The organism is Pseudomonas sp. M47T1 (assembly GCF_000263855.1).
GTDB lineage: Bacteria > Pseudomonadota > Gammaproteobacteria > Pseudomonadales > Pseudomonadaceae > Aquipseudomonas.
This window is the reverse complement of record NZ_AJWX01000003.1, coordinates 266,227-282,795: the sequence shown is the minus strand read 5'-3', so window position 1 is coordinate 282,795 and position 16,569 is coordinate 266,227. Positions and strand designations below refer to the sequence as shown.

General features: G+C 60.3%; 17 protein-coding genes. 2 read left to right on the top strand and 15 right to left on the bottom strand.

All coding sequences use genetic code 11. The features are described from left to right. Positions 1-11 precede the first annotated feature (11 nt). From recX to PMM47T1_RS05110, 7 genes are all read right to left on the bottom strand, one after another. A complete protein-coding gene (gene recX, locus PMM47T1_RS05130) occupies positions 12-479 on the bottom strand; it encodes a recombination regulator RecX (protein ID WP_008366435.1) in 468 nt (155 codons plus the stop codon). A gap of 7 nt (positions 480-486) precedes the next feature. Next, positions 487-1,551, bottom strand: a complete 1,065-nt coding sequence (recA, locus tag PMM47T1_RS05125; RefSeq protein WP_008366432.1) for a recombinase RecA — start codon at positions 1,549-1,551, stop codon at positions 487-489. Between the two features lie 86 nt (positions 1,552-1,637). After that, on the bottom strand, positions 1,638-2,138 hold the full coding sequence (locus PMM47T1_RS05120; RefSeq protein ID WP_008366430.1) for a CinA family protein: 501 nt from the start codon (positions 2,136-2,138) through the stop codon (positions 1,638-1,640). A gap of 721 nt (positions 2,139-2,859) precedes the next feature. Next, positions 2,860-3,414 (bottom strand): hypothetical protein, encoded by a 555-nt coding sequence (locus PMM47T1_RS29685; protein ID WP_157212953.1) that lies wholly within the window; start codon positions 3,412-3,414, stop codon positions 2,860-2,862. 21 nt (positions 3,415-3,435) lie between these two features. Next, on the bottom strand, positions 3,436-4,008 hold the full coding sequence (locus tag PMM47T1_RS30055; RefSeq protein WP_008366428.1) for a 2OG-Fe(II) oxygenase: 573 nt from the start codon (positions 4,006-4,008) through the stop codon (positions 3,436-3,438). 318 nt (positions 4,009-4,326) lie between these two features. Next, entirely contained in the window at positions 4,327-4,665 is a 339-nt protein-coding gene (locus tag PMM47T1_RS05115) for a phage holin family protein (protein WP_008366426.1), read from the bottom strand. A gap of 125 nt (positions 4,666-4,790) precedes the next feature. Beyond that, complete coding sequence (locus PMM47T1_RS05110; RefSeq protein ID WP_043300730.1) at positions 4,791-5,507, bottom strand: LexA family transcriptional regulator; 717 nt, start codon at positions 5,505-5,507, stop codon at positions 4,791-4,793. Positions 5,508-5,671: 164 nt separating this feature from the next. Between PMM47T1_RS05110 and mutS the strand changes: the two genes are divergently transcribed. Next, positions 5,672-8,239 (top strand): DNA mismatch repair protein MutS, encoded by a 2,568-nt coding sequence (gene mutS / locus PMM47T1_RS05105; protein ID WP_008366422.1) that lies wholly within the window; start codon positions 5,672-5,674, stop codon positions 8,237-8,239. A gap of 139 nt (positions 8,240-8,378) precedes the next feature. After that, positions 8,379-8,702, top strand: coding sequence for a ferredoxin FdxA (gene fdxA / locus PMM47T1_RS05100; protein WP_008366420.1), 324 nt, complete (start codon positions 8,379-8,381; stop codon positions 8,700-8,702). Between the two features lie 468 nt (positions 8,703-9,170). Here fdxA and rpoS read toward each other — a convergent pair whose 3' ends face one another. From rpoS to PMM47T1_RS05060, 8 genes are all read right to left on the bottom strand, one after another. Beyond that, complete coding sequence (gene rpoS / locus PMM47T1_RS05095; protein ID WP_008366418.1) at positions 9,171-10,175, bottom strand: RNA polymerase sigma factor RpoS; 1,005 nt, start codon at positions 10,173-10,175, stop codon at positions 9,171-9,173. A gap of 106 nt (positions 10,176-10,281) precedes the next feature. Next, positions 10,282-11,172, bottom strand: coding sequence for a peptidoglycan DD-metalloendopeptidase family protein (locus tag PMM47T1_RS05090; protein WP_008366416.1), 891 nt, complete (start codon positions 11,170-11,172; stop codon positions 10,282-10,284). Between the two features lie 164 nt (positions 11,173-11,336). Continuing rightward, complete coding sequence (locus tag PMM47T1_RS05085; RefSeq protein ID WP_008366414.1) at positions 11,337-12,011, bottom strand: protein-L-isoaspartate(D-aspartate) O-methyltransferase; 675 nt, start codon at positions 12,009-12,011, stop codon at positions 11,337-11,339. Beyond that, on the bottom strand, positions 12,011-12,760 hold the full coding sequence (gene surE, locus PMM47T1_RS05080; protein ID WP_008366412.1) for a 5'/3'-nucleotidase SurE: 750 nt from the start codon (positions 12,758-12,760) through the stop codon (positions 12,011-12,013). The genes PMM47T1_RS05085 and surE overlap by 1 nt, the downstream gene beginning before the upstream one ends. Beyond that, a complete protein-coding gene (gene truD / locus PMM47T1_RS05075) occupies positions 12,748-13,806 on the bottom strand; it encodes a tRNA pseudouridine(13) synthase TruD (RefSeq protein ID WP_008366411.1) in 1,059 nt (352 codons plus the stop codon). The genes surE and truD overlap by 13 nt, the downstream gene beginning before the upstream one ends. Beyond that, a complete protein-coding gene (gene ispF / locus PMM47T1_RS05070) occupies positions 13,803-14,276 on the bottom strand; it encodes a 2-C-methyl-D-erythritol 2,4-cyclodiphosphate synthase (protein WP_008366408.1) in 474 nt (157 codons plus the stop codon). The genes truD and ispF overlap by 4 nt, the downstream gene beginning before the upstream one ends. 235 nt (positions 14,277-14,511) lie before the next feature. Then, positions 14,512-15,360, bottom strand: coding sequence for an S-formylglutathione hydrolase (gene fghA / locus PMM47T1_RS05065; RefSeq protein WP_008366406.1), 849 nt, complete (start codon positions 15,358-15,360; stop codon positions 14,512-14,514). Between the two features lie 94 nt (positions 15,361-15,454). Beyond that, on the bottom strand, positions 15,455-16,567 hold the full coding sequence (locus PMM47T1_RS05060; RefSeq protein WP_008366405.1) for an S-(hydroxymethyl)glutathione dehydrogenase/class III alcohol dehydrogenase: 1,113 nt from the start codon (positions 16,565-16,567) through the stop codon (positions 15,455-15,457). Positions 16,568-16,569: the final 2 nt, after the last annotated feature.

Sequence of the window (16,569 nt, the reverse complement as noted above, 5' to 3'; positions counted from 1 at the left end):
TTGAACAGGCCTCAGTCGTAGATGTCCCGGCCGCTCAACAAGCGGCCGACCATGTCCATGGCGTAGCCGCGGTACACCAGAAACCGCGTCTGCTGGGCACGGCTGCGCGGGTCGGTGGGCAACTGCCCAGCAAACTTGCGCTGCCACACCTGCGTCAGCTGTTCGGCCCAGTCGAAGCCGCACTCGCGCAAGGCCTGCTCAACGTCTGCACGTTGCAGGCCACGCTGACCAAGCTCTTCACGGATACGCGCAGGCCCATAGCCCGAACGGGCACGGTAGCTGATGAAGCTTTCAAGGTAACGGGACTCGGACAACAGACCCTCTTCCGTCAGACGGTCGAGTTCCTGGTCGATCATTTCGGGAGGGGCGCCTCGCTGACGCAATTTGCGCGTCAGCTCGACCCGACCGTGCTCGCGTCGCGCGAGCAGGTCCATTGCAGTCCGTCGCACAGCGACGGGTGTATCCAGTATGACAGGCATGACGTGATTAGAAATCGACGTCAGCGTCTACCATTTCGTCTTCGGCAGCAGCTTCAACAACTGGTGCCTTCTTGGCATCAACACCGCCAGTCAGCAGCTTCTCGCGAATTTGCTTCTCCAGGGCCGCACCGATTTCCGGGTTGTCCGCCAGGAACTTGGCCGAGTTGGCCTTGCCTTGACCGATCTTGCTGCCTTGGTAGCTGTACCAGGCACCGGCTTTTTCCAGCAGGCCATGAGCAACGCCCAGGTCGATGATTTCGCCGTTGAGGTAGATGCCCTTGCCGTAGAGAATCTGGAATTCGGCTTGACGGAACGGCGGCGCCACCTTGTTCTTGACGATCTTGACGCGGGTTTCGCTGCCGACTACTTCGTCGCCTTCCTTCACCGCGCCGGTACGGCGGATGTCCAGACGCACGGAGGCGTAGAACTTCAGCGCGTTACCACCGGTGGTGGTTTCCGGGCTGCCGAACATGACGCCAATCTTCATGCGGATCTGGTTGATGAAGATGACCAGGCAGTTGGCGTTCTTGATGTTACCGGTGATTTTACGCAGTGCCTGGGACATCAGGCGGGCTTGCAGGCCCACGTGCATGTCACCCATTTCGCCTTCGATTTCAGCCTTGGGAACCAGGGCTGCCACGGAGTCGACGATGATCACGTCAACGGCGTTGGAACGCACCAGCATGTCGGTGATTTCCAGGGCCTGCTCGCCGGTGTCCGGCTGCGAAACCAGCAGGTCGTCGACGTTGACGCCCAGTTTGCCGGCGTACTCAGGGTCCAGGGCGTGCTCGGCGTCGACGAACGCACAGGTAGCGCCCATCTTTTGTGCCTGGGCAATCACGGACAGGGTCAGGGTGGTCTTACCCGACGATTCAGGACCGTAGATCTCGACGATACGGCCTTTCGGCAAGCCGCCGATGCCCAGCGCGATGTCCAGGCCCAGGGAGCCGGTGGAGATGGCAGGAATAGCCTGGCGATCCTGGTCGCCCATACGCATTACGGCACCCTTGCCGAATTGACGTTCGATCTGACCCAAGGCCGCAGCCAAGGCTTTCTTCTTGTTGTCGTCCATTAAAGTCCTCTCTAAAAATCAATAAGGCCTGATGGCCGGATAACTGTATAAGTAGCCAGTATTATTCCACAGGGATCAGTGCACGCCTACCCCTGTGTTGAGATTTCTGCTGCTACAAGGCGTATCAGCCCCTCTAGCGCGGCCTTTACCGTTTGTCGGCGGACCTCTTCGCGGTCGCCGGGGAACTGTTGGCGCTCGGAAATCACCTGATCGCCGTCGGCCCAGGCGAGCCAGACGGTGCCCACCGGCTTCTCGGCGCTGCCGCCGTCCGGCCCGGCGATGCCGCTGACCGCCACGGCGAAACGCGCCCCGCTGCGCTGGGTCGCGCCCAGCGCCATGGCCTCTACCACCTCCTGGCTGACCGCACCGACGCGGGGGAACAGTTCGGCAGGCACGCCCAACTGGGCGGTTTTCTGCGTGTTGGAGTAGGTGATATAGCCCGCTTCGAACCAGGCCGAGCTGCCGGAGATTCGGGTGATGGCCTCGCCGATGCCACCGCCGGTGCAGGATTCGGCGGTGGTGACTTGGGCTTTCGCTGTACTGAGGTGTTTGCCAAGGGCGGAGGATAAAGAGGTTATCGTATCCATGACATTGGTCCGTGAGGGCTAAGTAGCCGCTCACGGTACTCCATCCTACAAATCAGTCTCAACTGTACGAATCTTGGGACCCGGTACAGCATGCATAGACATCCTGAGGAGCAGCTGGATCTGGAATAGGCGCTTGGCCTTTTGATTGATCACCATTTATCGACTCAATGGATATTTCGATATTGTCATGACCGCCCGGAACTGCAGGGGCGCTCCCGACTGGGACTGCTCCAATGGCAAATCCAGGACCGCCACCTCCACCTGCTGGACTCCCCGAAGGATAGAGCAAATGCACGCTGCCCAAGGATGTAACACCGGTACTTGGGTCCCAACGGATGGCAGCCACCATCCCCCCATGCTCTGTGTCAATTACCAACCGAGGGACAAGCAGAAGGTTGGGCGCGACCCAATGGTCCGGATAACCCCCGTGCGGTACGTCTGCAAAATACTTCTGTGCAATGGGCGCAATTACTGCATCGTGAATCATGCGAGCAGTGTCGCAAGTCACCAACCCAAGTGCCGACGCACCGACTGCCACAGCAGTGAAGCCCAAACTAGCCGGACCAAATCCTGCCAAGAAGGTGAACGCAGCAGCGGTTCCCGCAACGTTCCCAACAAGACTAATGACGTCCCCAACGCTGAATTGCCGGGTATCTTGATACTCTGCTGTAATTTTTAGAAAAGTGGTCGTACCAGCGAAGGTATTCGTCGCAATATATAACTACCCTTTAAGCCAGTACCAAAGCGCGAAAACGAACGAGAGCACTGACAGACCAAAAAAATAGGCAGCATACGTTCGCCGCAATTGCTGACGACCCAGCCTCACTTGTTCAGCCACAGCGTCATCAAATAAAATGCAGCCTGCAGTGTTTGCAGCCGCCCTGATTATAAAATCATCCCCCCGAACTTCGACACTCAGCCTTACCGTTTCACCAACCGAAAGACGATGAGCCCCACATCGAGTATCACTGGCAGACAATGGAGCGAAAACCTGTCTGGATGCCGAGCCAGGTTCAACCTTCAATAGAAAACGCAAAATCGTCCGATCTTCATCACTAGCACCTAAGGATTTCCAGATAACTCCGGACGCGGGGATAAGTGGAGCCGACTTTGAAATAGCTCTTTCTGGAAAAAACAAAACCAAAGCTAACCCAATGACCAAAAACGATGAGGCCGTCCATGCAAATACTTTCACTCGCTGGCGGTCGCTCAACCCAATAAATACTGCCATCATTGACCGAGAAGGATTTGCTCTCAACGCTTGATTTCGACCCACAAGACTTCCTATTAACAGTGACTAAAAAACAGTCTTGAATGCGATAGTCACCCTCAGCTGATCACAGGCCACGGAAGGCGACCGAGCGCTATGTGGAGTCTGACCATTAAAAACAACAAACCTTCCAGAACGCGGCAACACCGATTTTATGACGTTCATTTTCTGATGATCATAAAAGATTAACTCGCCGCCCCAGCAACTAGCCCAATGGGAATTACAGAATAACACGACTGTTTTCCCCCGCTCCTGCGGCTTGTTATCACGATGAATTGGGGAGTCCTGACCAAGCGTCTGGCCGTTAGCATATACTCCCAACAAAATTGCATCGGGAATATGCAGCTCTTTTATTCTGCCCCAGACAGAAGCAAGAAAACCCCACTCGGGATTCACGGCCAGTTCACTCGCACAACACTCGCCTTCCGGACGGCGCGCTCCAGCTATAAATATATGCCAACAGGGCCTGGAGAAATAGGCATCGCTCCGAGGCCAACCATAGCGCCACATTGCGGCGTTGAACTGAACAGCAATTAGATTCTGCTCCTCGACAGTGATGCCATCGTCATGTACTTGAATATCGTCGCTGGTAAAAATCATATACTTTCCTCAAGACGAACCGACTAAGAGTCCCCTACCTCCAAACAAGTGCTTGAGACACGCCTCCGCAAAATTGGACACATCCAGTACCGCCCAACAACAGAAGACACCATCGAATCTATGGAATAATTACCAAAGCATCAACAGCACAAATGTAAACTAATTTCTCCGAGATAAAATTTGCACCAGAACAATCGAATACCCACACACTCAAAAGCAGATCGCTAGCCACCCATATTAAAAGTCGCAAAAGATTGCTAAACACATTGAGTTGTGCCGAATATCCAAAAATATCAAGGGGACGATTTTTTTACTCGGTCACAAGCGCTTGCGCCGCCCCGCCGTTCCCAACCCCAAGCGCTTAACTACCCAGCGCTCATAAAGGCTGAGCGCCACGTCCGCCCCAGCCATGGCGGTCATGCACCCCAGCGCGCTGGCCGACCACAACGACAGTCCTGCGCCGTAAAGCAGCATGGTGCCCGCCAGCCCGCAGGCCATGCAGGCCCCAGAGCGCATCAATACGCGGCGCAGCAGGTGCCAGCCTTGAGCCCCCTCCTTGTCAGCGCGCCACATCTCGCCGGTGACGCCACCCAGCAGCGCCAGCATCACGACCAGCCAGACGGGGACTTCCTGTAGAAATGCCTGGTTCAATTGCATGTCTCTTCCTCCTGGCAAGACGTTACAAAACCAGACTATGCGCTAATGCATATTTATTCAATGCACAAATGCATGCATCGTAACCACTGCCGACAGGCTGTCGGCCAAGGAAGTGTGGGGCGCTGCTAGCGGGCGTACATGCCCCACCAGAAGACGTGGCCCAGGATGATGATCTGCTCATCCTGCATCTGGGCGAAGCTGTAGTCTTCGTCGGGGTGTTCTTCGCGGTTGAAGCTGCGCAGGCGGATGCCTGTAGGAAGGCGGTAGAGCTGCTTTACGCGCAATTGGCCGTTGTGGTTGATAGCGTACAGGTCACCGTCGACGATGTCGCCGATACCGCGCTTGCCGGCGTTGACACCCACGGTGGCGCCATCGCGCAACACCGGGAGCATGCTGTTGCCGCGCACGGTCACGCATTTGGCCTGGTCGAACTGCACGCCGTTGTGGCGCAGGCTGCGCTTGCCGAATCGCAGGCTGGCGCGCTCGCTTTCCTCTATGACAAACCGGCCTGAACCCGCAGCCAGTTCGACTTCGCGCAGAAAAGGCACGGACACTTCGTCATCTTCCACCGGCGTGTCGTCGTCCCACAGGCTGATGTCCCGCAGCTCCGCATGCCCATTGCCCGAAGGCAGGCTGGCCCGACCGCGCAGCTGGTCGGTGCTGACGCGAAAATACTCGGCGAGTTTGGCGATGTGCTTGTCGGCGGGGTCGACGATCTTGCCAGCCAGGATGCGCGACAGGGTGGACTGCGCAACACCCGTGCGCCGGTGCAGCTCGGTGGCGCAGAGGCCATCGCGCGCGAGCAGTTCCTTGAGAATGAGGGCTACGGTACGTGTTTGCATACCCTTGATAGTGCGACGCAACCGCGTGCCTTGTAAATGCTCCAGTGCATTTTTCTCCTATAGACAGCAGATTGCACGGTGTACAGGCGGCAAGTGCGAAAAAATCCCTGTAGTATTCGCCGCTTGCCTTTTGACACACCCGCCACCGCGAGCCAAGTTTCTGCATGAGTGATCTTTCCAGCCACACCCCCATGATGCAGCAGTACTGGAAGCTGAAGAATCAGCATCCGGACCAGTTGATGTTCTACCGCATGGGCGACTTCTACGAGATCTTCTACGAAGACGCGAAGAAAGCGGCCAAGTTGCTCGACATCACCCTGACAGCTCGCGGCCAGAGTGCGGGGCAGTCGATCCCCATGTGCGGCATCCCTTACCACGCGGCCGAGGGTTACCTGGCCAAGCTGGTGAAGCTGGGCGAGTCGGTGGTGATCTGCGAACAGATTGGCGACCCGGCCACCAGCAAGGGCCCGGTGGAACGCCAGGTGGTGCGCATCATCACCCCCGGCACGGTCAGTGACGAGGCGCTGCTGGATGAGCGTCGCGACAACCTGATTGCTGCGGTGCTGGGTGACGAGCGCCTGTTTGGCCTGGCGGTGCTGGACATCACCAGCGGCAATTTCGCGGTATTGGAAATCAAGGGCTGGGAGAACCTGCTGGCGGAGCTTGAGCGCATCAACCCGGTGGAGCTGCTGATTCCCGACGACTGGCCCCAAGGCCTGCCGGCGGAGAAGCGTCGCGGTTCGCGCCGTCGCGCGCCATGGGATTTCGAGCGCGACACCGCGCACAAGAGCCTGTGCCAGCAGTTCTCCACCCAGGACCTCAAGGGCTTTGGCTGCGAGAACCTGACCCTGGCCATCGGCGCCGCCGGCTGCCTGCTGGGCTACGCCAAGGAAACCCAGCGCACCGCCCTGCCGCACCTGCGCAGCCTGCGCCATGAGCGCCTGGACGACACCGTGGTGCTGGACGGCGCCAGCCGTCGCAACCTGGAACTGGACACCAACCTGGCCGGCGGGCGCGACAATACCCTGCAATCGGTGATCGACCGCTGCCAGACCGCCATGGGCAGCCGCTTGCTGACCCGCTGGCTGAACCGCCCGCTGCGCGACCTGAAGGTACTGCAGGCTCGGCAAAGCTCGATCAGCTGCCTGCTGGACGGCTACCGCTTCGAAAGCCTGCAACCGCAGCTAAAGGAAATTGGCGATATCGAGCGCATCCTCGCCCGTATCGGCCTGCGCAACGCCCGCCCTCGCGACCTGGCGCGCCTGCGCGACGCGCTGGCAGCCTTGCCAGAACTGCAAGTGGCCATGTCCGACCTGGAAGCGCCGCACCTGGCGTTGCTGGCGACCATTGCCGGCACCTACCCGGAGCTGGCCGACCTGCTGAGCAAGGCCATCGTCGACAACCCTCCGGCGGTAATCCGCGACGGCGGCGTGCTCAAGACCGGCTACGACAGTGAGCTGGACGAGTTGCTGGCCCTGAGCGAAAACGCCGGGCAGTTCCTGATTGACCTGGAAGCCCGGGAAAAAGCGCGCACCGGCCTGGCCAACCTCAAGGTGGGCTACAACCGTGTACACGGCTACTTCATCGAGCTGCCGAGCAAACAGGCCGAACAGGCGCCCGCCGATTACATTCGGCGCCAGACCCTGAAGGGCGCCGAGCGCTTCATCACGCCGGAACTGAAGGCGTTCGAGGACAAGGCGCTGTCGGCCAAGAGCCGCGCCCTGGCCCGCGAGAAGATGCTGTACGACGCATTGCTGGAAAACCTGATCGGCCACTTGCCGCCGCTGCAGGATACCGCTGCCGCCCTGGCCGAGCTGGACGTGCTGAGCAACCTGGCCGAGCGTGCGCTGAACCTGGACCTCAACTGCCCGGTGTTCGTCGACGAGCCGTGCCTGCGCATCAACCAGGGGCGCCACCCGGTGGTCGAGCAGGTACTGACCACGCCGTTCGTGGCCAACGACCTGGCCCTGGACAACAACACCCGCATGCTGGTGATCACCGGCCCGAACATGGGCGGTAAGTCCACCTACATGCGCCAGACCGCACTGATTGTGCTGATGGCCCACATTGGCAGCTTCGTACCGGCCGCCGCCTGCGAGCTGTCCATGGTGGACCGCATTTTCACCCGTATCGGCTCCAGCGACGACCTGGCCGGCGGGCGCTCCACCTTCATGGTGGAAATGAGCGAAACCGCGAACATCCTGCACAACGCCACGGACAAGAGCCTGGTGCTGATGGACGAAGTGGGTCGCGGCACCAGCACCTTCGACGGCCTGTCGCTGGCCTGGGCCGCCGCCGAGCGCCTGGCACAGCTCAAGGCCTATACTCTGTTTGCCACGCACTATTTCGAATTGACGGTACTACCGGAAAACGAGCCACTGGTAGCCAACGTGCACCTGAGCGCCACCGAGCACAAGGAACGCATCGTGTTCCTGCATCATGTGCTGCCGGGGCCTGCCAGCCAGAGCTATGGCCTGGCCGTGGCGCAGTTGGCCGGCGTACCGAACGCGGTCATCGCCCGCGCCAAGGAACACCTGGGCCGCCTGGAAACGGCGAGCCTGCCCCACGAACCGATCGCCAGCGCCCCGGGTCAACCCCAGGTACCGCACCAGAGCGATCTGTTCGCCAGCTTGCCGCACCCGGTGCTGGAACAACTCAGCAAGACCGACGTTGATGGCCTGACGCCACGCCAAGCTATCGAATTGCTCTATACACTAAAGAACCGGATCTAACGCAGCAGCGCACAAGCTGATAGAATCCCGCGCGGTTTGGGAATGCCACGGGCTCTTAGCCTGGTCCGCCGGCTGACCAGCCCAAACCGCGCGGCCCTTTTTCAGGGGCTTCGCTGCCGCCTTGAGGAGATATTTTGAAATGACCTTCGTCGTCACCGACAACTGCATCAAGTGCAAATACACCGACTGCGTCGAAGTCTGTCCGGTGGACTGCTTCTACGAAGGCCCGAACTTCCTGGTGATTCACCCGGACGAGTGCATCGACTGCGCCCTGTGCGAGCCTGAATGCCCGGCTGTGGCCATTTTCTCTGAAGACGAAATCCCGTCCGGGATGGAGAACTTCATCGAGCTGAACGCCGAGCTGGCAGAAGTGTGGCCGAACGTCACCGAGCGCAAGGACCCTCTGCCCGACGCGGCGGAGTGGGACGGCAAAACCGGCAAGATCGAGCACCTGGAGCGCTAAGGCGTTCGAGTGTGAAAAAGGCCCCTTCATGGGGTCTTTTTTTATCTTGGATTGGTGGGACAGGCGCCCGGGCGCCACAAGTCTCAAACAAAAAAAAGGGGCGGCATAAGCCGCCCACCTTTTCTGTCCCTATTCCCTGTATTCCCTGTCATCGTCCTGATGAATCGCGTCTTGCGATGTCCTGACCTTCTTCCCTGAAAGCCTGTGCCTACTCCTTGGCACAGGTTCGATAGTAGAGAATCCACATGACGATTCAACTGCGCAAATCTTTCAGGAAAAGTCTTTTCATCGCTGACACAACCGATAAATACCTATAAATACAAGGCATTGGCGCAGGCCATGGAGAAACGGTGACAGGCCTGCCGCACAATCGCTTACATAAGCCGTAAGCAATCACCGACAATCATTCTCAACAACACAAACGAAAACGCCCCGAACCAGTCGGGGCGTCTGCGCTGTCAAACCGAGTTACTGGAACAATGACTCGCTGGACAGGCCGTTTTTCTCGAGGATCTCGCGCAGCCGTTTAAGGCCTTCGACCTGGATCTGGCGTACCCGCTCACGGGTAAGCCCAATTTCCAGACCTACGTCTTCAAGGGTACTGCTTTCATGACCGCGCAAGCCGAAGCGACGCACCACGACTTCACGCTGCTTGTCGGTGAGTTCCGACAACCACTGGTCAATGCTTTGCGACAGGTCATCGTCCTGCAGCAGCTCACAGGGGTCGGTGGGGCGATCGTCGGTAAGGGTGTCGAGCAGGGTCTTGTCCGAGTCCGGCCCCAGGGAGACGTCTACCGAGGAAACCCGCTCATTGAGCCCCAGCATGCGCTTGACCTCGCCCACCGGTTTTTCCAGCAAGCTGGCGATTTCTTCCGGCGAGGGTTCGTGGTCCAGCTTCTGGGTCAGTTCGCGCGCCGCCCGCAGGTAGACATTGAGTTCCTTCACGACATGAATCGGCAGCCGGATGGTCCGGGTCTGGTTCATGATGGCGCGTTCAATGGTCTGGCGAATCCACCAGGTGGCGTAGGTCGAGAAGCGGAAACCGCGCTCGGGGTCGAATTTCTCGACCGCCCGGATCAGGCCCAGGTTACCTTCCTCGATAAGATCGAGCAGGGACAGGCCCCGGTTGACGTAGCGTCGAGCGATTTTCACCACCAGACGCAGGTTGCTTTCGATCATGCGCTTGCGTCCGGCCGGATCGCCCTTTTGCGACAACCGCGCAAAATGAACCTCCTCTTCCGGAGACAGCAGTGGGGAAAAGCCGATTTCATTCAAATACAGCTGTGTCGCATCCAGCGCACGAGTGTAATCGATGTACTTGTGCTGCTTGAGCGCTGTGGAGCTCTTGGCCTTGGCTCGAACAGGTGTTGCCACCGGTTCGTCGTCCGCTTCCGCATCCAGGACGATGCCGGCTTCCATAAGGAGCACCTCATCGTCGATGTCAAACTCCGGCGCTTCTTTGTTGAGAGCCATTGTTATAGTCCTTTGCTGAGTTCGACCTCAAGCTCCAGCGTTGCACATGTCCTTGGCAACGCTAAAGCCTGTCCCCACTACGTGAAGGAACAGGCTTGGCAACACATCAACGACGCGGCAGGAATTGCAGCGGATCTACAGGTTTACCTTGGCGGCGAATTTCGAAGTGAAGCTTCACCCGGTCGGTACCCGTCGAACCCATTTCGGCAATTGTCTGCCCGGCCTTGACCTGTTGCCCCTCCCGAACCAACAGCCTGCGGTTGTGACCGTAGGCGCTGACGTAGGTATCGCTGTGCTTGATGATTATCAACTCGCCGTAGCCCCGCAACCCACTCCCGGCGTAAACAACTGAACCATCAGACGCAGCAAAAACAGGCTGTCCCAATTCACCGGCGATATCAACGCCTTTATTCAAACTACCGTTTGAAGCAAATTTTCCAATCAGTACGCCGTTCGCAGGCCAGGTCCAGCCCCCTGCGATCTTCTCTCCAGCGGGCACTGGCACGGGCTCGGGAGCGGCGACGACAGGCGCCGGCGCGGCGGTTTTCTGCCCGGCCGCGCCCGGTACCGGCGTGAAGATAATGGGCCGACGAGTAACCTTGAACGAGCCCGACGGCGACGTCGAGGTGTCAGTTTGCGTACTGGCAACCGGTACAGATGGGCTGCTGCCATCACCGAAGCGAATGACCTGTCCCGGATGAATGGTATAGGGCTCGGGAATGTTGTTGCGCGCCGCCAGGGCCTTGTAGTCCCAGGAGTAGCGGAAGGCGATGGAGAACAGCGTGTCGCCACGCTTGACCCGGTATTGGCCCGTAGTGACCGGCTGGCGTTCCGGTACGGCCGGTGCCGACGCGCCGCCGCTGCTGCGGTCAACCACACGCACGCCGCCCGCAGGATGGCTTGCACAACCGGCCAATGTGGTTGCAAGGGCGAGACCAATCACCAGAAGCTTGTAGCTCGATAAACCTGCATGCTGCCGAATGACTGTGGGACTCACCCGCCGCTCCCTTGAAAATGGTGGCTGATAGGAAAATAGACTGTTGTGTCGCAATTATAACCATCCACTCGGGTTTTACTGACGTATTCGCATGACAACCGTCAACGGCTGCGCTGTCAGACACACGCCCGGCCGAAGAATTCACCCGTGTCGCGAAAAGCCGCTCAGGCCAGCGGGCCGTTCAATAGCGGCACGAAGCGCACGGAACCGAGCACATGGCGAGAGAAGCCGTGTTCTTCACGAACGATCAGCAGCAACTGCTGCACCTCCCCGGAACCCACCGGTATCACTAGCCGGCCGCCTGGCGCCAGCTGGTCCAGCAACGCCTGGGGCACGTCGGTGGCCACGGCCGTGACGATGATGCCGTTATAGGGCGCCAGTGCTGGCCAACCCTCCCAGCCGTCGCCCCAGCGAAACACCACATTGCGCAGGTTCAGTTCGACCAGGCGCTCCTTGGCGCGGTCCTGCAGCACCTTGATGCGCTCTACCGAAAACACCCGCTCCACCAGCTGCGACAGCACGGCTGTCTGGTAGCCGGAGCCAGTGCCGATCTCCATGACCTTGTCCAGCGGGCCCGCTTCCAGCAGCAGCTCGCTCATGCGCGCCACCATGTAGGGCTGGGAGATGGTCTGGTTGTGGCCGATGGGCAAGGCCGTGTCTTCGTAGGCGCGGTGAGCCAGGGCTTCATCGACGAACAGATGACGAGGCGTGCGCCGAATCACGTCCAGCACCTGAGTGTTGCTGACGCCCTCTTCGTACAGGCGTTGAATCAGGCGCTCGCGGGTGCGCTGGGAGGTGAAACCGATACCGCGCCGGGTCAGGTCATCTTGCTCGCGCATTAACGCAACCCCTCCAGCCAGCCTTCAAGGCTGGCAAAGGCCGGGCTGAAGGTGCGGTCCAGTTGCAACGGTGTGACCGAGACGTAGCCCTGCATCACCGCATGAAAGTCGGTACCGGGCCCGCCGTCCTCGGCATTGCCGGCCGCCGCGATCCAGTAGCCTTCCCTGCCGCGCGGATCAACCATGCGCACTGGCGCCGCGGCACGGGCGCGGTGGCCCAGGCGCGTGAGCTGGATGCCACGGATGCGCTCCAGCGGCAGGTTGGGAATATTCACATTGAGCACCGTGCGGGGCGGCAGATCAAGCAACTCGTGGGCCTGGATCAGGTGCCGGGCATACCAGGCGGCGCTGGCCAGGTTATCCACCTGACGTGACAGAAACGAGAACGCAAACGCGGTACGTCCCAGGAACCGACCCTCCAGCGCTGCGGCCACGGTACCGGAGTACAGCACGTCATCGCCCAGGTTGGCGCCCAAGTTGATGCCCGACACCACCAGGTCCGGCTCCTGCGCCAGCAAGCCGTTGAGGCCCAGGTGCACGCAGTCCGTGGGCGTGCCATTGACGCTGATGAAGCCGTTGGCCAGCCGTTGCGGATGCAGCGGCCGGTCCAGCGTCAGCGAACTGCTGGCACCGCTTCGGTCCTGGTCCGGGGCGATCACCGTGCACTCGGCGTAGTCGGCCAGCGCTTCATGCAGCGCGGCCAGGCCGGGTGCGGCGACCCCATCATCGTTTGATATCAGAATACGCATGGGTTGTCCGTCTGCCCTGCCGGCACCAGATCAACAAGCTCGCGCACCACCACGGTGGCGAAGCATCCGGCCGGTAGAACGAATTCCAATTGCAGAATGTCAGGCTCCGGATAATGCCACGTCAACTGGCCGATGGGCAGCCGCAGGATGCGTCGTTCGTGCGCCATGCCCGCTTTTGCCAGCCAATTGCCCAGTGGCGCCAGACGCACGCCAACATTCTGCTCCAATTCATGGATGGCGCCCGCGGCCGGCGAGTCACCTTCGCCCCACAGGGGGCCGGTAGGGTGCAGGTCGAGAATGGCCAGGCGCGGGTCACTGCACTCGGCTTCGCCGGCGGGGAAGAAGCTGCGGCTGTCGGTGAACGCCAGCAGGTCGCCCACCCGCGCCTGGTTCCAGGAGCCGTCGGCCACGCGTGCGGCCAGCACTTGGTTGAACAGGTAGCTGCGGGCCGTGGACAGCAGCCGCGAGCGCACGTTGCGTTGTTCTGGCAAGGCCTGGCGTTCAGCCCACTGGCGGGCGTCATGGACATTGCCGCCCTGAAAGCCGAAGCGCTGGGTGCCGAAGTAATTGGGCACGCCGCTGGCCTTGAGCTGGTTCAGGCGCGCATCCAGCGCAACGCGGTCGGCTTCCAAGGCCGTCAAGCGCAGGGTGAAGCCGTTGGCCGAGTGGGCACCACGCTGCAGTTTGCGCTTGTGCCGGGCGATTTTGAGGATGCTCAGGGTTTCGTTTTCGGCAGCGCTCAGGTCGGGGTCGGCCTTGCCTGGCAGGTGCAGGCTGAACCACTGGCGGGTCAGCGCCTGGCGGTCCTTGAGGCCGGCATAGCTGACGGTGCGCAGCGGCACCCCGGCAGCCTTGGCCAGGCGGCGCGCGGCTTCCTCGGTGTTGAGGTTGCGTTTTTCCACCCACAGCCACAGGTGCTCGCCTTCACCGGCCAGCGGGATATCCAGCACTTCGTCGACCTGGAAGTCTTCGGCAGTGGCCTTGAGCACGGCACGGCCCAGCGCTGGCCCAGCAGCGCAGGGGCCCAACAGTTCGAGTTCGGTCATGCTGGCAGCAACAAGGCAACGGCGTGAACCGCGATACCTTCCTCACGGCCGGTAAAGCCTAGCTTCTCGGTGGTGGTGGCCTTGACGTTTACCTGGTCCAGCTCGACCTGCAGGTCGGCGGCGATCAGAGCACGCATGGCGTCGATGTGCGGGGCCATTTTTGGCGCCTGGGCAACGATGGTGGCGTCGACATTGCCGACCTTCCAGCCCTTCGCCTGGACGATGGCCACTACGTGGCGCAGCAGCACGCGGCTGTCAGCACCCTTGAATTGCGGATCGGTGTCGGGGAAGTGCTTGCCGATATCACCCAGGGCCGCTGCGCCGAGCAAGGCATCGCTCAAGGCATGCAACAGCACGTCGCCGTCAGAATGGGCGAGCAGGCCGAATGTATGAGCGATTTGCACACCGCCCAGGGTAATGAAATCGCCGTCAGCGAAACGGTGCACATCGTAGCCGTGGCCAATACGCATAAATAGAAAAGCCCTGAAGGAGACAGGGCGTGATTCTACCTGCTTTATGTAACAACGGGGCCGCAAAAAGCGGCCCCAAAACGCCGCAGATCAGGGGCAAAACGACATCACCAAAATTCATCCCAAACCTTGATCCAACGTGGGAGCGGGCTTTGCCCGCTTAGCTGACACCATGGTACCCCTGACCCTGTGCGGTGTTCTTTTCGCGGGCAGAGCCCGCCCCCACAGCCACGGTTCAATTCAAACCGAGCGCCTTGGCGTGATAGCGCAGGTGGTCATCGATGAAGCTGGCGATGAAGTAGTAGCTGTGGTCGTAGCCCGGCTGCATCCGCACTTCAAGCGCATGGCCCGCCGCCTTCGCTGCCTGCACCAGCGCCTCGGGCTTGAGCTGGTTGACGAGGAAATCATCACGATCGCCCTGGTCCACCAGGAAGGCTTGCGGCGTCTTGCTTTCAGCCATCAGCACCGAAGCATCCCACTCGCGCCAGCGCGAACGCTCCTCGCCCAGGTAATGGGAGAACGCCTTCTGGCCCCACGGGCAATCCATGGGGTTGCTGATGGGAGAGAACGCCGACACCGAGGCATAGCGCCCCGGGTTGCGCAAGGCACACACAAGCGCCCCATGCCCGCCCATGGAGTGACCGCTGATGCTGCGGCGCCCGGAAGCCGGAAAGTGCGCCTGCACCAAGGTTGGCAACTCGTTCACCACGTAGTCGTGCATGCGGTAATGCTTGGCATAGGGCTGCTGCGTGGCATTGAGGTAGAAACCGGCACCAAGGCCGAAGTCCCAGGCGCCATCCGGATCACCCGGCACATCTGCACCACGGGGGCTGGTGTCCGGCGCGACGATGATCATCCCCAATTCGGCCGCCAGCTTGTGCGCGCCGGCCTTCTGCATGAAGTTCTCATCGGTGCAGGTCAGGCCCGAAAGCCAATACAGCACCGGCAACTTGCCGCCCTGCTCCGCCTGGGGCGGCAGGTACACGGCAAACACCATGTCGCACCCCAGCACCTCGGAGCGGTGCCGATAGCGCTTGTGCCAGCCGCCGAAACTCTTCTGGCAGGAGATATTGTCCAAAATCATAGATTTATTCCAGCGCCAAGCTCCAAGCTTTAAGCTGCAAGAGGTATGGGTTGCTACAACTTGCAGCTTTCAACGTGAAGCGTGCCGCCGCTCCTCAGAAGTGGATGACGGAACGGATGCTTTTGCCTTCATGCATCAGGTCGAACGCCTTGTTGATGTCTTCCAGGCCCATGGTGTGGGTGATGAAAGTGTCCAGCGGGATTTCGCCCTTCTCGGCCATTTCCACGTAGCTTGGCAGCTCGGTACGGCCGCGCACGCCACCAAACGCCGAACCACGCCAGACGCGGCCGGTTACCAGCTGGAACGGACGGGTGGAAATTTCCTGGCCGGCACCGGCCACGCCGATGATCACCGACTCGCCCCAGCCCTTGTGGGCGCATTCCAGCGCGGCACGCATCAGTTGCACGTTGCCGATGCACTCAAACGAGAAGTCCACGCCGCCATCGGTCATGTCGACGATGACTTCCTGAATAGGACGGTCGAAGTCTTTGGGGTTGACGCAGTCGGTGGCGCCCAGCTGGCGAGCGATCTCGAACTTGGCAGGGTTGATGTCGATGGCAATGATGCGGCTGGCCTTGGCCTTCACCGCGCCAATCACGGCGGACAGGCCGATGCCGCCCAGGCCGAAGATGGCCACGGTGTCACCCGGCTTGACCTTGGCGGTGTTCAGTACCGCGCCGATACCGGTGGTGACGCCACAACCCAGCAGGCAGACTTTTTCCAACGGCGCTTCTTTCTGGATCTTGGCCACGGAGATTTCCGGCAGCACGGTGTATTCCGAGAAGGTCGAGGTCCCCATGTAGTGGAACAGCGGCTTGCCGTTGTAGGAAAAACGCGAAGTGCCGTCGGGCATCAGGCCCTTGCCCTGAGTGGCGCGCACGGCCTGGCACAGGTTGGTCTTACCCGACAGGCAAAATTTGCACTGGCGGCACTCGGCGGTGTACAGCGGAATCACGTGGTCGCCCACGGCCACCGAGGTCACACCTTCGCCGATGGCTTCAACGATGCCGCCGCCTTCGTGGCCCAGGATAGACGGGAAGATGCCTTCTGGATCAGTACCGGACAAGGTGTAGGCATCGGTGTGGCACACGCCGGAAGCGACGATGCGCACCAGCACTTCGCCAGCCTTGGGCATGGCCACGTCGACTTCAACGATTTCCAGCGGCTTCTTGGCCTCGAACGCTACTGCGGCACGGGACTTGATCATCG

Excerpts from the sequence above, each read along its gene's own strand:
- recX (WP_008366435.1), bottom strand. The coding sequence starts at position 479 with ATGCCTGTCATACTGGATACACCCGTCGCTGTGCGACGGACTGCAATG.
- recA (WP_008366432.1), bottom strand. The coding sequence starts at position 1,551 with ATGGACGACAACAAGAAGAAAGCCTTGGCTGCGGCCTTGGGTCAGATC.
- PMM47T1_RS05120 (WP_008366430.1), bottom strand. The coding sequence starts at position 2,138 with ATGGATACGATAACCTCTTTATCCTCCGCCCTTGGCAAACACCTCAGT.
- PMM47T1_RS30055 (WP_008366428.1), bottom strand. The coding sequence starts at position 4,008 with ATGATTTTTACCAGCGACGATATTCAAGTACATGACGATGGCATCACT.
- PMM47T1_RS05115 (WP_008366426.1), bottom strand. The coding sequence starts at position 4,665 with ATGCAATTGAACCAGGCATTTCTACAGGAAGTCCCCGTCTGGCTGGTC.
- PMM47T1_RS05110 (WP_043300730.1), bottom strand. The coding sequence starts at position 5,507 with ATGCAAACACGTACCGTAGCCCTCATTCTCAAGGAACTGCTCGCGCGC.
- mutS (WP_008366422.1), top strand. The coding sequence starts at position 5,672 with ATGAGTGATCTTTCCAGCCACACCCCCATGATGCAGCAGTACTGGAAG.
- fdxA (WP_008366420.1), top strand. The coding sequence starts at position 8,379 with ATGACCTTCGTCGTCACCGACAACTGCATCAAGTGCAAATACACCGAC.
- rpoS (WP_008366418.1), bottom strand. The coding sequence starts at position 10,175 with ATGGCTCTCAACAAAGAAGCGCCGGAGTTTGACATCGACGATGAGGTG.
- PMM47T1_RS05085 (WP_008366414.1), bottom strand. The coding sequence starts at position 12,011 with ATGCGCGAGCAAGATGACCTGACCCGGCGCGGTATCGGTTTCACCTCC.
- surE (WP_008366412.1), bottom strand. The coding sequence starts at position 12,760 with ATGCGTATTCTGATATCAAACGATGATGGGGTCGCCGCACCCGGCCTG.
- truD (WP_008366411.1), bottom strand. The coding sequence starts at position 13,806 with ATGACCGAACTCGAACTGTTGGGCCCCTGCGCTGCTGGGCCAGCGCTG.
- ispF (WP_008366408.1), bottom strand. The coding sequence starts at position 14,276 with ATGCGTATTGGCCACGGCTACGATGTGCACCGTTTCGCTGACGGCGAT.
- fghA (WP_008366406.1), bottom strand. The coding sequence starts at position 15,360 with ATGATTTTGGACAATATCTCCTGCCAGAAGAGTTTCGGCGGCTGGCAC.
- PMM47T1_RS05060 (WP_008366405.1), bottom strand. The coding sequence starts at position 16,567 with ATGATCAAGTCCCGTGCCGCAGTAGCGTTCGAGGCCAAGAAGCCGCTG.